This is a genomic window from Saccharopolyspora indica, from assembly GCF_027853965.1.
In the GTDB taxonomy this organism is placed as follows: domain Bacteria; phylum Actinomycetota; class Actinomycetes; order Mycobacteriales; family Pseudonocardiaceae; genus Saccharopolyspora; species Saccharopolyspora indica.
The window spans coordinates 46,471-60,527 of the sequence record NZ_JAQGLB010000012.1 but is presented as its reverse complement, the minus strand read 5'-3'; the positions used below and the strand labels follow the sequence as shown (position 1 = coordinate 60,527).

General features: G+C 70.7%; 7 protein-coding genes. All 7 read right to left on the bottom strand.

Translation table 11 applies throughout. The annotated features are described in order from the left end of the window. Positions 1 to 112: 112 nt before the first annotated feature. The 7 genes from fusA to OU416_RS24535 all read right to left on the bottom strand — a co-directional run bounded on the left by fusA (position 113) and on the right by OU416_RS24535 (position 14,057). The gene (fusA, locus tag OU416_RS24565) at positions 113 to 2,215 is read right to left on the bottom strand and encodes an elongation factor G (protein WP_270929392.1); all 2,103 of its coding nucleotides are present in this window, start codon (positions 2,213 to 2,215) and stop codon (positions 113 to 115) included. 77 nt (positions 2,216 to 2,292) lie between these two features. Next, positions 2,293 to 2,763, bottom strand: a complete 471-nt coding sequence (rpsG, locus tag OU416_RS24560; RefSeq protein ID WP_093155232.1) for a 30S ribosomal protein S7 — start codon at positions 2,761 to 2,763, stop codon at positions 2,293 to 2,295. Beyond that, positions 2,763 to 3,137 (bottom strand): 30S ribosomal protein S12, encoded by a 375-nt coding sequence (gene rpsL / locus OU416_RS24555; RefSeq protein ID WP_093155402.1) that lies wholly within the window; start codon positions 3,135 to 3,137, stop codon positions 2,763 to 2,765. Before rpsL ends, rpsG begins: the two co-directional genes overlap by 1 nt. A 464-nt stretch (positions 3,138 to 3,601) precedes the next feature. Then, on the bottom strand, positions 3,602 to 5,461 hold the full coding sequence (locus OU416_RS24550) for a caspase, EACC1-associated type (protein WP_270929391.1): 1,860 nt from the start codon (positions 5,459 to 5,461) through the stop codon (positions 3,602 to 3,604). 229 nt (positions 5,462 to 5,690) lie between these two features. Beyond that, positions 5,691 to 7,331 carry a TNT domain-containing protein gene (locus tag OU416_RS24545; RefSeq protein ID WP_270929390.1) on the bottom strand — a complete coding sequence of 547 codons (1,641 nt, stop codon included), beginning with the start codon at positions 7,329 to 7,331 and terminating at the stop codon, positions 5,691 to 5,693. After that, the gene (locus tag OU416_RS24540) at positions 7,328 to 10,858 is read right to left on the bottom strand and encodes an ADP-ribosylglycohydrolase family protein (protein WP_270929389.1); all 3,531 of its coding nucleotides are present in this window, start codon (positions 10,856 to 10,858) and stop codon (positions 7,328 to 7,330) included. Before OU416_RS24540 ends, OU416_RS24545 begins: the two co-directional genes overlap by 4 nt. Positions 10,859 to 10,877: 19 nt before the next feature. Next, complete coding sequence (locus OU416_RS24535) at positions 10,878 to 14,057, bottom strand: ADP-ribosylglycohydrolase family protein (RefSeq protein ID WP_270929388.1); 3,180 nt, start codon at positions 14,055 to 14,057, stop codon at positions 10,878 to 10,880.

The window sequence follows — 14,057 nt, the reverse complement described above, 5'->3', positions numbered from 1 at the left end:
TCCTAGCGGATGGCGGTCCGCACGCCGCCGAACTGGAGGGGATTGCTCCCCGGTCGCCTTCGCGAGGCGTCGCCGTCGCCCGGTCCCGGTCACCCGGGGGCCGGGCAGCGGGTCACTCGCCCGTTGCCTTGGCGATGATCTCCTTAGCCACGTTCGAAGGAACCTCGGCGTAGGAGTCGAACACCATCGAGTAGTTGGCACGACCCTGGGTCTTGGACCGCAGGTCGCCGACATACCCGAACATCTCCGACAGCGGCACGAGGGCCTTGACGACGCGGGTACCGCTGCGCTCCTCCATGGCCTGGATCTGGCCACGGCGGGAGTTCAGGTCGCCGATGACATCGCCCATGTAGTCCTCGGGCGTGGTCACCTCGACCGCCATCATCGGTTCGAGCAGCGCGGGAGACGCCTTGGCGGCGGCTTCCTTGAGCGCCATCGAACCCGCGACCTTGAAGGCCATTTCCGAGGAGTCGACCTCGTGGTACTGGCCGTCGAGCAAGGTCACCTTCACGCCGACCAGCGGGTAGCCGGCCAGCACGCCGTACTGCATCGCGTCCTGCGCACCCTGGTCGACCGACGGGATGTACTCCCGCGGGACCCGACCACCCGTGACCTTGTTCGCGAACTCGTAGGTCGGGGCGTCGGAGGTCTGCTCGATCGGGTCGACGGCGATGATCACGCGCGCGAACTGACCGGAACCACCGGTCTGCTTCTTGTGCGTGTACTCGTGCTTCTCGATCGACTTGCGAATCGTCTCGCGGTAGGCCACCTGCGGCTTACCGATGTTCGCCTCGACCTTGAAGTCGGTCTTCATCCGGTTGACCAGCACCTCGAGGTGCAGCTCACCCATGCCCTTGATGATGGTCTGACCGGTTTCCTCGTCCAGCTTGACCTGGAACGTGGGGTCTTCCTCGGCGAGCTTCTGGATCGCCGTGGAGAGCTTCTCCTGGTCGGCCTTCGTCTTGGGCTCGATGGCCACCTCGATGACCGGCGCCGGGAAGGTCATCGACTCCAGCACGATCGGGTTCGCCGGGTCGCACAGGGTGTCACCGGTGGTCGTGTCCTTGAGACCGATCACCGCGTAGATGTGACCCGCCTGGATCTCCTCGACCGGGTTCTCCTTGTTGGAGTGCATCTGGAACATCTTCCCGATGCGCTCCTTCTTGCCCTTGGTCGAGTTGATGACCTGGGCACCGGAGGCGGCCTTGCCGGAGTAGACGCGGACGTAGGTCAGCTTGCCGAAGAACGGGTGAACCGCGATCTTCGAGACCAGCGCGGCGAACGGCTCGTCGGTGCTCGGCTTGCGCTCCGCCGGGGTCTCGCCGTCCTGCAGGGTGCCCTGCACCGGCGGGACGTCCAGCGGCGACGGCAGGTAGTCCACCACCGCGTCGAGCATGGGCTGCACGCCCTTGTTCTTGAACGCGGTACCGCACAGGACCGGGAAGGCCTCGCGGGTGTTGGTGAGCTTCCGGATGCCGGCCTTGATCTGCTCCTCGGTCAGCTCCTCGCCGCCGAAGTAGGCCTCCATCAGGGACTCGTCGGACTCCGCGACGGCCTCGACCAGCTTCTCGCGGTACTCGGCGGCCTTGTCGGCGAGATCGGCCGGGATGTCCTCGACCGCGTAGTCCGTGCCCTTCTGGACCTCGCCGCGCCAGGTCAGCGCCTTCATGCGGACCAGGTCGACGACGCCCTGGAAGTCGGACTCGGCGCCGATCGGCAGCTGCAGCACCAGCGGCTTGGCGTGGAGGCGGTCCTCGATCGTCTTGACCGTGAAGTAGAAGTCCGCACCCAGCTTGTCCATCTTGTTGACGAAGCAGATGCGCGGAACCTCGTACTTGTCCGCCTGGCGCCAGACCTGCTCGGACTGCGGCTCGACACCTTCCTTGCCGTCGAACACCGCGACCGCACCGTCCAGCACGCGCAGCGAGCGCTCCACCTCGACGGTGAAGTCGACGTGCCCGGGGGTGTCGATGATGTTGATCTGAGTGTCGCCCCAGAAGGTGGTGGTAGCAGCCGAGGTGATGGTGATACCCCGCTTCTGCTCCTCCTCCATCCAGTCCATCGTCGCGGCGCCGTCGTGCACCTCGCCGATCTTGTACGTGATCCCGGTGTAGTACAGGATCCGCTCGGTCGTGGTGGTCTTGCCCGCATCGATGTGGGCCATGATGCCGATGTTGCGGACCTTGGTCAGGTCAGTCAGCACGTCGCGTGCCACGAGTTTCTTCCCCGTTCCCTACAGCAGGTGCAAGCTGTTGAATCGGTGGGCCAAGGTGGGCAAGAGCCGACCCGACGTCACCAGCGGTAGTGCGCGAAGGCCTTGTTGGACTCCGCCATCTTGTGCGTGTCTTCGCGCTTCTTGACGCTCGCGCCGAGACCGTTGCTCGCGTCCAGCAGCTCGTTCATCAGGCGCTCGACCATGGTCTTCTCGCGGCGCGCCCGCGAGTAGCTGACCAGCCAGCGCAGCGCGAGGGTCGTGGAACGACCGGCACGCACCTCGATCGGCACCTGGTAGGTCGCGCCACCGACGCGGCGGCTGCGGACCTCCAGGGTCGGCTTCACGTTGTCCAGGGCACGCTTGAGCGTGACGACCGGGTCGGTGCCGGTCTTCTCCCGGCAGCCTTCCAGCGCCGCGTAGACGATCCGCTCGGCCAGCGAACGCTTGCCGTCGACCAGGACCTTGTTGACCAGCTGCGTGACCAGCGGCGACCCGTAGACGGGGTCGGCGTGCAGCGGCCGCTTCGGGGCCGGACCCTTGCGGGGCATCAGCTCTTCTCCTTCTTCGCACCGTACTTGCTGCGAGACTGCTTGCGGTTCTTCACACCCTGGGTGTCAGCGGAACCGCGGAGGATCTTGTAGCGCACACCGGGCAGGTCCTTCACACGGCCGCCACGAACGAGCACGATCGAGTGCTCCTGCAGGTTGTGACCCTCACCGGGGATGTAGGCCGTGACCTCGATGCCGCTGCTCAGCTTGACACGGGCGACCTTGCGCAGGGCCGAGTTGGGCTTCTTGGGGGTGGTGGTGTACACGCGGGTGCACACGCCACGCCGCTGCGGGCTCCCCTTGAGCGCCGCGGTCTTGGTCTTCGCGACCTTGTCCTGGCGGCCCTTACGGACCAGCTGCTGGATGGTGGGCATGGACCGGCTTTCTGTCAGCGTTCGCGTCTTCTGGTACTCGACCAAGCGGCCGCTCGTTCGAGCTTCGGCGTGCCCTGGCGTCGAGCACCTGTCAGGCACTGTGTTTCGGGACTCCCCCCGCCCACGAGGTCGGGCGTGTCGCCCGCTCCTCGGCCTTTGCGGCGCTGATGCGCCCCGATGGGAACGACCCCGGAGGGTTGTCGAGAGGAGTTCCACACATCCTCGGCGCTGGCGCGGTCGCCCGGAGGCGGGGACCACGTCATGCACGGGCATGCGGATCGACCCGATGGGTGTCGGGTCCGATAAACAAAGATACCTGCCCCGTTCTCAGAGGGTCAAAACGGGGTCCCCCTTGACCTGCTCGATCACCCGGCACCACCTCGGGTGAGAGCCCGCGTCCGCGTAGTGCGAACCACTCTACCCACCCCGCCAAGCCCTTCCCGGCTGGCGAGATGGATCACAGCTCACGGCGCCACCAGCGGCCAGACGCGCACCGTGCGGTCGCTGCTCGCGGTGGCCAGCAGGCGGCCGTCGGCGCTGAACTCGATGACCCCGATGGCGCCGGTGTGCCCGGTGAGGGTGCTCACCACCCGCTGCTGCCGGGCGTCCCAGATCTTCACCTCCAGCGTGCTGGTCGTGGCGGCCAGGACCCGGTCGTCGGCCGGGTCGAGCGCCACGTCACCGGCGCGCCACGCGGTGCGCGGCGGCAGCCGGGGGAAGCGGGCCCGCCCCTCGTGGTCCCAGGTCAGGACCTCGCCGCGTTCGTCGGTGAAGACCAGCGCGCCCGCGCGGTCGAAGCCGACCACCTTGTTCCCCGCGACTCCGATGACCGCGGCCGGCACGCGGTCGGCCAGGTCCCACACCCACACCCCGGTCTCGCAGGTGGCGACCAGCAGCCCGGCGTCCGCGCTGAACGCCGGGGAGCTGCACTGCTGGTTCGAGGTGATCGCTGCGGCCTGGCGCTGCGCCCGGACGTCCCAGACGCGGATCTGCTCGTCGGCCCCGGTGCTGGCCAGCAGCCTGCCGTCCGGGCTGAACGCCACACCCGTGATGTGCGCCGCATGGCCGCGCAGCACGCCGACCTCCCGCCGTCCGGCCACGTCGTAGAGCCGCACGACGTCCTCCCAGGTGCCGGTCGCCAGCAGCGTCCCGTCCGGGCTGAACTGCACGGCCTGCACCCGGTCCGGGTCCGTGAACTCCGCCACCCGGCGACCGGAGGCCGCGTCCCACAGCTGGACCTGGCCGCGCTGCTCCGGGCCGCCGGTCTGCCCGCTCGCGGTGGCGACGAGCTCGCCGTCCGGGCTGATCGAGACATCGCCGACGTCGGTGGTGTGCCGCAGCACGACCGGTGGCTGCGGATCGATCTCCAGCGCGGCGAACCGGTACCACAGGTACGGCACGGCGATCGCGGCGATGCCGATGACGAGGGTCACGAGGAGCACGGTCCAGACCGGCCACCGGAGCCACCGGGGCCGCCACCGCCGCCGGGCGACCGGCTCGGGTTCCGCGGCCGGGACCGCTGCGGGCTCGACGGCCGGGTTCGGGTTGTTCGCGACGTAGAGCTTGCCCGCGATCCGGCTGTAGAGCGTGGGCTGCTGGCGGCCGCGCCGGTCGCGGAGCCGTTCCAGGACGTACTGGTAGAGCTCGCCGACGTCGACCGCGCCGTCCCGGTCGCGGTCGGCCTCGCCGGTGCGCAGGCCGTCGATCAGCTGCCGGGTGAACAGCGAGGGCGCGGCTTCGCCGATCGCGCCGCCGTCGGGTTCGAAGGAGTACTGCAGCGCGGTGGACGAGGTCATCACCGCGTAGCCGCGCGACTCGTCGTCGGCGAACGCGTTGGCCGCGCCGCCGCCGCGCAGCAGCTGCTCCTTGACGTTGGCGTGGCGGCCCGCGGCCCGGACCAGGTAGCCGCGCGGGAAGGCGCCCGAGAAGCAGCAGTCCAGCCACACCACCACGGCGCGCGACCGGCTGTCGGCCATCCGGTCGTGCACGAAGGTCGCAGGCATCGCGGTGGAGCTCAGCCGGTCCAGCCGGGAGTTGGTCATCGCCAGGTAGAGGCGGCCGTCGTCGTCCTTGACGCCGTGGCCGGACACGTAGAGCAGCACCAGGTCGTCGGGGCCCGCGTCGGCGTAGAGGTCCTCGACGGCCAGCATCGCGTCCTGGTGCGCCGGGTCGCGCAGGATCTCGACCTGGTACCCGCCGATCGCCGGATCGGCCAGCACCCGCTGCAGGCCGGTGGCATCGGCGTCCGGGGCCTGCAACCTGCCGAACCCGGCGTCGGCGTAGGTGCTCGTCGCGATGAGCAACGCCCTGCGCACCCCGGCCATGCGGCCTCCCGCCGTCCCCCGCTCAAGATCGCCCAGCAGCGTACTCGGCGGGGACGACCGGGAAACCGGCTTTCGGCCGGAGTTCGCCGGATCAGACGCAGGTCCTCAGGGCCCGTTTCACACCCCGCCCGCCTCGGCGTGTCGTGCCGAGCGGCAGTTTTGCCTGAAACTGACCCGGCATTCCGGACGTGGAGACGTGTCGGTTACCGGCAAAACCGCCCTCGGGGACTCAGACCTCGACCAGCCAGCCGTCCGCGACGAGGTTCTGGACGTCGTTCGGCAGCACGAAGGCGGTGCCGCCGCCGACCTGGCCGAAGTCCGGCTTGGCCACGCCGGAGACGACCTCGAAGCCGGTGACCACCCGGTACCGGTGGTAGGCCCCGGCCTGCTGCTGCGGCGGCACCGAGCGCTGCGGCAGCGTCGTCCCGGCCACGAACACCGTGTTGCCGGTGGGCTCGCCGAACCGGTCGACCTCGTCGCCCTCGCGCAGGACCACCGCGAGCTTGTTGTCGTAGGCGTCCAGCGGCGGCTCGCCGGGCATCGGCTCGTACGGGCACTCGAAGTCCTGCAGCGGCTCGTCCGGCTCGCGCAGGAACTCGGTGCGGGTGAGCGACATCGCGCCGATCAGGTGCGCCGCGGCCGCGTAGGCGTCGGGGAAGCGGGAGCGGTTGTGGATCTCGCCTTCGTGCACGCGGAACACCACCCACCAGCCGTCGGAGCCGCGCAGCATGCTCCAGCCGCCCTCCAGCGGCTCCTCGAAGCTGTAGAACCGGGTGCTCATGCCCATCGCGCTGATGAAGCCGCGGGCGATGTCGATCGCCTTGGCCGGGCTCAGCCGCAGCAGGGCCTCCGGGTCACCGCCGAGCACGAGCGCCTTGGCCTCGGCGGCCGCGTGGTCGGCGACCTCCCCCGGCGGCTGGTGGCCGCGGCTGCGGATGTGGTCGAGGAAGTCGCGCGGCGGGGCGATGCAGTGCTCGTTCAGGTAGTAGGCCAGCGCCAGCGGCCACACCCAGGTGCCGTCGGTGTGGAACTGCTTGGGCACCGCCGGCTGGCGCTGCGGATCGATCTCGTCGGGGTCGCTGCTGTACGCGCGCAGCAGGATCTCGCCGCCGTGCAGGTAGTGCGCGACCAGCCGCTCCTCGACCGAGGTCAGCGCGGGCCGGTGCGCGAACGGGCGGTTCTCGGCGTCGCGGCCGTCGAAGACCTGGACCATCCGGACCGGCTCGGGCTGCTCGGCCTCGCGGTGCTGGCCGTAGTGCTCCCACGCCGGGTCCAGCAGCCATCCCGGCGCGGCGGTCCGCGGGTAGTAGCGCAGCTCCTCGTAGTGCGCGCGGCCGTCCTCGGGGCCGACGACCCAGCTCGGCTCGTCGTGCCCGGTGCGCAGGTCGGCGCCGTCCTGGTCGAGCTGGAAGCGCGCCGCGGTCCACGCCCCGGTCTCCGGGCGGTAGGAGACGTCGCGGTGCCGCCGCAGCGCGTCGACGACGTCCTGGGTGGGGATCCACCGGTGCTCGGCGTCGGTGGTGACCGCGGCGGTGATCTCGATCCGGGTGCCCAGCGCGGTGCAGTCGACGACCACCCGCTGCCAGCCCTCCGGCAGCCCGGCGACGACCGCTTCGCGCAGCGCCCGCTCCAGGTCGCGCTGCTGCTCGGCGCGGTCCGGGAACGCCCCGTAGGACGCCGGTGCCGGGAACTCCGGCCGCACCCGCGCGGGAGCACCGTGCTGCGCGAACAGCACGTCACCGACCTGGTCGAGCGGGACGGGCTGGTCGCGGCCTTCCAGCACCGCGCCCTGCTCGCCCAGCTCGCGGAGCGGCCAGTACGTCCCGTCGACCAGGACGTGCGCGCCCGCGATCGACTCCCCCAGGATCATTCGTCCTCCCCCTCGGACAGCTCGTCGTGCATGACTCCGTTGATCCGCCGCGGCGCGGGCTTGGGCGCCGGGAACTCCGGTCCCGGCGCGGCGGCGACCGGCTCGGGTGCGGCCTCCCAGTGCGGCCGGACCGGGTAGCGCTCGTTCCAGTCCTCACCGGTCGGCGGCTCGATGGCGGCCTGGCCGGGCTGGAAGGCGCCGTGCCCGAACTCGGCCACGCAGTCCAGCGCGATCTGCTCGACGACGTCGCGCAGCTCCAGCTCGGCCAGCCAGTCGACCGGCAGCGCGGCGACGCCGTGCAGCGCGCCGACGATGTTCCCGCAGATCGCGCCGGTCGAGTCGCTGTCGCCGTCGTGGTGCACGGCGATCCGCAGCGCCTGCTCGACGTCCTCGCCGACCAGCGCCGCGCACACCGCGATGGCCAGCGCCTCCTCGCCGACCCAACCGCCGCCGAGCTGCTCGGCGACCTGCTCCGGTGTCGGCTCGCCAGCTTCGGCCAGCGCCACGGCGGCCTTGAGCGCCGCGCTGGTCTCCTCGTGGTCCTCCCAGGTCTCCAGCACCTGCAGCGCCAGCCACACGCCGTCGTCGAGGCCGCGGCCGAGCAGCGCCTGCTGGACGATCACCGCCAGCGCCCCGGCGGAGTGGTAGCCGGCGGGGTGGCTGTGCGTCACCGCGGCGGTGCGGGCGGCGAGCCGGAACACCTCGGCGGGATCGGTGGACCACAGCGCGGCGGGCGCGGCGCGCATCACGCCGCCGCAGCCCTTGGAGTCGTTGACGCGCTCGGTGAACGACCCGGCGGGCTTGCCGTCGCCGAAGCGGGCCAGCGCGCGCCACACGGTCTTGCCGGGCGCGCGGGTCGCGAACAGGCCGGGCACCTCGATCAGCCAGCCGTCGGGCGCCGGGTAGTCGGCGAGGAACGCGCCGGCCGCGGCGTCCCAGTCCACGCCCTGCGTGTGCAGCCAGCGCTGGTAGGCCAGCTGCACCTCGGGGAGCGGATCGTCGCTGCCGAGAACGCGGTTCGCGACGCTGCCGCGGATCAGGCCTTCGGCGGTGAACAGCGTCATCTGGGTGTCGTCGGTGATGGCCCCGCGCACGCCGTAGGCCTCGCGCAGCCCGGACGGACCCTCGGGGCCGAAGCGCGCGGTGATCGCCTCGGCGGTGATGAACTCCAGGTCGGAGCCGAGCGAGTCGCCCAGCGCGCCGCCGAGGAAGCAGCCCAGCACGCGCTCGGTCAGCGACGGAGCGCTGTCCCCCGGGCCGTCGGCCTTGGCGTGCCCGCCGCGCACGACCGGCGGCGCCACCGGAGCCGCCGGTTCGGCGGGCTCCTCTTCGACGGGCTCGGCGACGTCTTCCGCTGCGTCGTCGCCGTTCTCGTCGGGGACGTCGTCTTCGGTCTCGTCCGCCGGTTCGTCGTCCGCGACGTCGTCGACCGGTTCGAGGTCGATCGGGGTGCGCGCGGGCGGTTCCAGGTCCACCGGATCGCGCTCCACCGCGGGCTGCGGGGCTTCTGGAACCTCGCTGTCCGCAACGCCTTCCGCTGCGTCGTCGACGAGTTCCGCCTCGGCGTCCTCGTCGCGATCCGCCGGTTCCTGGTCCTCGGGCTCGGATTCCTCGCTCCTGGCAACGACATCCGGCACCGGGATCCGCGCGAACTCCGCCGGCTCCTGCACGATGCGCTCCGCGACCTCGCGATCGGCCGCGGCGTCCTCGTCCCGGACGACGACTTCCGGCACCACGATCCGCCCGAGATCGGCAGGCTCGCGAACCACGTGGTCCGCAACCTCCGGTTCGGCCGGAGCCAGTTCGACGACGTCCTCCGGCTCGGCGACCGGCTCGACGGCGCCCTCCGGCTCGGCCGGGTCCTCGTCGACGACCGGCTCCGAAACCCGGGCGTCCGGCACCGGAATCCGCGCGAATTCCGCCGACTCGCGGACGATGCGCTCCGCGACCTCGCGGTCGACGGCCGACTCCTCCGCTTCCCCGGCATCCGCCTCGACGAACCCAGCGGGTTCAGCGTCCGGCACGGGATCGGCCGCCACCGGCTGCACCACGGCTGGCGGCGGGAAGGCCCCGATCTGCGGCGCGGCCGCCGGCGGCTCCGCGTCGTCACCGATCGCGGGGAACACCGCGGTGGTCTCCACCGGCGTCTCGGAGCGCAGGTTCGGCACCGGGATCGGCCCGGTGCTCGACGGGTCGCCGACCGCGTTCTCGGTCCGGGCCGCCGGGAACGTCGGCGCACCGATGCCGTCCGGGCGCGGGTTCTGCACCGGCAGCCCGGCGGGCGGGGTGTCGACGGGCTCCGAGGAGGTGATCGCCGGGATGAGCATGGTCTGCTCGGCGATGCCCTCGACCGTGTTCGGCGAGCCCCCGGTGAGCTGCGGCGGGCCGCCGAGCTGCCGGGTGTTCGGCGCGTAGCGCTGGGCCCACTGCGGCGGCTGCGGCGGCGCGAAGGCCTCGGTGGCGTCGGCGCAGAGGATCTCGATGATCTCGCGCAGTTCGAGCTCGTCGAGCCACTGCCCGGGAATCCCGGCGGGCCCGTAGATCGCACCGGCGAGCTGACCGGCCAGCGCACCGGTGACGGCGCTGTCGCCGGAGTGGTTCACCGCGACGCGCACCGCGTCGGCGAAGCTGCGGGTGCTGCCGACCGCGGCCAGCGCGATGCCCAGCTCACCGGGCTTGTCGGTCAGGTCGAACTCGACCTCGATCTGCCGGGGAGTGGGGTAGCCGCCGCGCTGCCCGACGAACATCGCGGCGTGCAGGGTCCGGCGGACGTCAGCGGGTTCCCGGCCGATCCGGTAGGCGACCCCGAGCCGGTTGTGGTCGGAGGCGTTCACGGCATCCCACAGCGGCACGCCCCGGATCAGCTGGGCCAGCACATCGCTGTGCAAGCCAGCTGCGGCAACCGAGTTCGACGCGTTGAGCAGGAGGTTCGCCGCCCCGGCACCCGCCGCGAAGACCTCTTCGGGAATGTTGGACCAGGCCATGGTCGGCGCGGCCCACACCACGAGGTCGGCCAGGCCGTCGGCGTCGAACGACGGGTGCACGCTGCCGTCGGCGGCCAGCGGCGACCGCTGCGCGGCGGTCCCGATCAGGTACAGCCCGGCACTGCACGGGTTGCGGGTCGAGTACAGCTCGGGCCGTTCCAGCAGCCAGCTGTTGGGGGTGGGCTCGGCCGCCAGGTACGCCGACATCGCGTAGTCCCACGGCACGCCCTGGGTGTGCAGCCAGCGCAGGTAGTTGGTGAGGACGAACTCGGTCGGCAACCACCCGCTGCTGCTCGGGTTCGCGGCCTTGGCCCGCAGCAGGGCTTCCAGCGTGAACACGGTGAGCTGCGTCAGCTCGGTGCTCGCCCCGCGCCGCCCGAACACGGGCAGGTAGTCGACCACGCCCTGCGGGCCGAACCACTGCTCGATCTCGCTGAGCTTGCTGCCCCGCACACCGGCGCCGAGGGCGTCGCCGACGGCCCCGCCGAGCATGGCCCCGCGGAAGCGGTCCGCCCACGACGGCTGCGGTCGTGCGTCGGTCATCGCGATGTCTCCCTCGTGCTCACCAGGCCGGGTAGCGCCTGGTCCAGGCCGGATCGGTCGGCGGACCCGGGCTGAACTCGGCGAGCGCATCCCCGGCCAACGTCTCGATCACCTCTCGCAGCTCCAGCGAACCGAGCCATTCCGGCGGAACGGCCCGGGCCCCGTGCAGAGCCCCCGCAATGTTGCCGCACACGATCCCCGTGGAGTCCGAGTCCCCCGAGTGGTTCACGGCCAGCAACAGCGCGTCCCGCAGGTTATCCGTGGCCAGCGCGGCGTAGAGCCCGATCGCGAGAGCTTCTTCCCCGACCCACCCCTGCCCGAGCGTGTCCTTGATCACCTCAGGAGCGACCGGCCCCTGCTTCGCGAGCTCGACGGCCTTGTCGAGCAACGCCAACTGCTCCTCGTGCCCCCGCCACCGCAACAACAGCTCCCGGGCGGTGCTCACCGCTTGCCCCAGCGGTACGTCCCGGATGAGCTGGTGCACGATCACGGCGAGCACCCCGGCGGAGAGGTACCCGCTGGGATGGCTGTGCGTGAGCGCGGCGGTCCCGACGGCGGCGTAGAAGACCTCGGCGGGATCGTGCGACCACACGGCGACCGGCGCGGCCCGCATCACGCCGCCGCAGCCCTTGGAATCGTTGACCCGGTGCTGCGGAGAAGCGTGCTGGTGCGTCTGCGCGAACTGCGCGAGCGCGGACATGCAGGTGCTCCCCGGAGCCCGCGCGGCGAACAGCTGGGGATTGGTGATGAGCCACCCGTCGGGCTGCGGAATCCGCTGCGCGTAAGGCCCACCGGCCTGCGACCAGGGCTGGTTCTGCGTGTGGAACCACCGCTGGTAGGCGTGCTGCACCTCGGGAACCGGATCGTTGTCGACGGGCTTGATCCGCCGCGCGACATGAGCCCGGATGAGCCCTTCGAGGGTGAACAGCATCATCTGCGTGTCATCGGAGATCTGCGCAACGCCGTCCCGCAGCACGGGAGCGGTGAGCCCGGCATCCCCGTGATTCCGCCGGATCATGCCGATGTCGTGGAACTCGACGGCGTAACCCAGAGCGTCCCCCACAGCCCCGGCCAGCATCGACCCGACGAACCGCTCGTGAGGCTCGAGCGGCGCCGCGGGCTGCTGAGCCGCTGCGGCTTCACCGCTCGGCTTCACCTCCGCCAACAGCTCCAGCAGCTGTTGCCCGGAGAAGTGGACCTGCTGGCGCGTACCCAGGTCGATGACCAGGTCGGCATCTGTGAAAGCCGGTGTCATCTCGGCAAAAGCGGCCTTGACCCGCCCCTTGGCGAAATCGGGGATGTACTCAGGAACGGAGGCCGCGACGAGCGTCGGCCGCCCGTGGAGCGGGAACGCTGCGGGCACACCGTCTTCGTGCGCCGCGAGGGCGATCACCGATTCGTTGAGCACCTTCACCAGAGCTTGCTCGGTGACTTGCTGGGTGACGTAGAGCTGGAGGGTGTGCCCGAGCTCGGTCCGAGGCTCCGGGAATCCCAAGGTCCGCGGGGAAGGCCGGTACTCGGGGTTCGGCCGGTACTGCTCGGTGACGGCCCCGTTCTCGTCGACCCAGTACTCACCGACGACACCGTGCGCGGGGAGGGACTCCCACGGCTGTTCGCGCAGCATCCGATCCGGCACGCCCAACCAGGCACCGGGCTTCTTCAGCCCCTCCGCCCGCACCTGATCGGTGATCTCGGGCGCCGAGAGCTGCACAGCTCGCGACCCGATGATCATCAGATCCATCACGCCTTCGCGGGTGATGATGCGCACGTTCCGCTCGGCGAGCAGCGGCAGCAACCGGTACCCGTTGACCGGCGTGGTGCCCGGCGACTCCATCCCCGGGAATCCCAGGTCCGGCGCCGCGCTCTCATCGGTGCAAACCCAGATCTGCTCCTTCGGCTGATCCGACATCTGGAAGAACGCGGGCCCGCCCGGCGAGGTGATCAAGAACGTCCTGGCGACCAGGAACTCCCGGTAGACGTCCTCAACCGGCCCCTCCCCCGCGCCGAACCGAGTGATGGCCCGCTCCAGCGCGGTCATCTCCACACCCTGCGACTGCCCCATGCCGCCCTCCACATCCCCCACTCGCCGATCCTCTGGCCTGTCCTGAGCACGCTCGTCGACGAAGGCGTCCTGGTCAGGAGTGGCCACCGAAGGCGCCGCACCTCGGACATCAGCTTGCGGAGTGATTCTCACCTGATCCGGACCGAACTCGGACATGAACGTCTCGGCGACGGACTCAAGCCGGGCAGCGGGCTCAAGCTTCCGCCGCCACAGCAGCGGGAACGCCTCCGCACCACGCCGGGCACCGGTGAGCAGGCCGGATACCTGCGCGTTGTACGACCGGTTCTCTCCCACGAAGGCATGGACCACCTCAGCCCACCCGCCCGTGTCACGGGCTCCGAGCCAGAGCGCTCGGGAGACCACCTCTGCCCCGGATGAACCCTTGCCCAACTCCGCGAACACGGCCTGGTCATCGGTACCTTCACCAACCGACGCAAGATAGCCCAGCCTGCGGCGGAGTTCGGTGTGCTCGGCACCCACCTGCTCCAGCAGCAATCGGGAGAGCTGGTCCAAGCGGAGTTCGTGGCCATTGAGCGCTCGAACGAGCGCCACCGCGAACGCACCTGCGCTGGCTTGATCTGCCGAGGAGTCGCTGAGAAGTGCAGCCAGCCGCATACCTCGACGAAACGCATCCCCGTCAGCGCTGTTGATGCTGACCAGCGCAGCCGGGACAGCGGCTGCGAAACACCCGAGAGGTCCAGCGATCTCCGCTTCCTGCGCACGCGTCATCAGTGCTGCGTCGAGATCCGCGCCCTCCCGATGATCCGCCTGGGCACGAGTGGCGATCTCGGCAGCGGCTCCCAACGCCGCTGAGTTCGGCGCCCGCCACGGCCGAAACCGCAACGCGGTCAACAGCGCGCGGTCGGTCGTGATTCCTTCCGCTTCAGCGGTGGTTCCGAGGGAATCGCCCAGGGCTCCGCCGATGAGCATGCCCAACGCCCTGCCGAGGACCTCGTACTGCCGCCGCGGCCAGGCCAGCGGTTCCTTCCGGTCTCCCCCGAAAACCAGCCCGACCTGGTGGTCGACTTCGACGAACCACGACATGGGCAGGAGGCTCGGCCGAACCTTCATGTCCCGCCATGCCTGAAGCGTCTTCAGCTCCTGTGGGGTCAGCTCGTCCAGAGAGTTCTTGATCAC

What these genes read in the sequence shown, in the direction of transcription:
- rpsG (WP_093155232.1), bottom strand. Translation starts at nt 2,763, where the DNA reads ATGCCCCGCAAGGGTCCGGCCCCGAAGCGGCCGCTGCACGCCGACCCC.
- rpsL (WP_093155402.1), bottom strand. Translation starts at nt 3,137, where the DNA reads ATGCCCACCATCCAGCAGCTGGTCCGTAAGGGCCGCCAGGACAAGGTC.
- OU416_RS24550 (WP_270929391.1), bottom strand. Translation starts at nt 5,461, where the DNA reads ATGGCCGGGGTGCGCAGGGCGTTGCTCATCGCGACGAGCACCTACGCC.
- OU416_RS24545 (WP_270929390.1), bottom strand. Translation starts at nt 7,331, where the DNA reads ATGATCCTGGGGGAGTCGATCGCGGGCGCGCACGTCCTGGTCGACGGG.
- OU416_RS24540 (WP_270929389.1), bottom strand. Translation starts at nt 10,858, where the DNA reads ATGACCGACGCACGACCGCAGCCGTCGTGGGCGGACCGCTTCCGCGGG.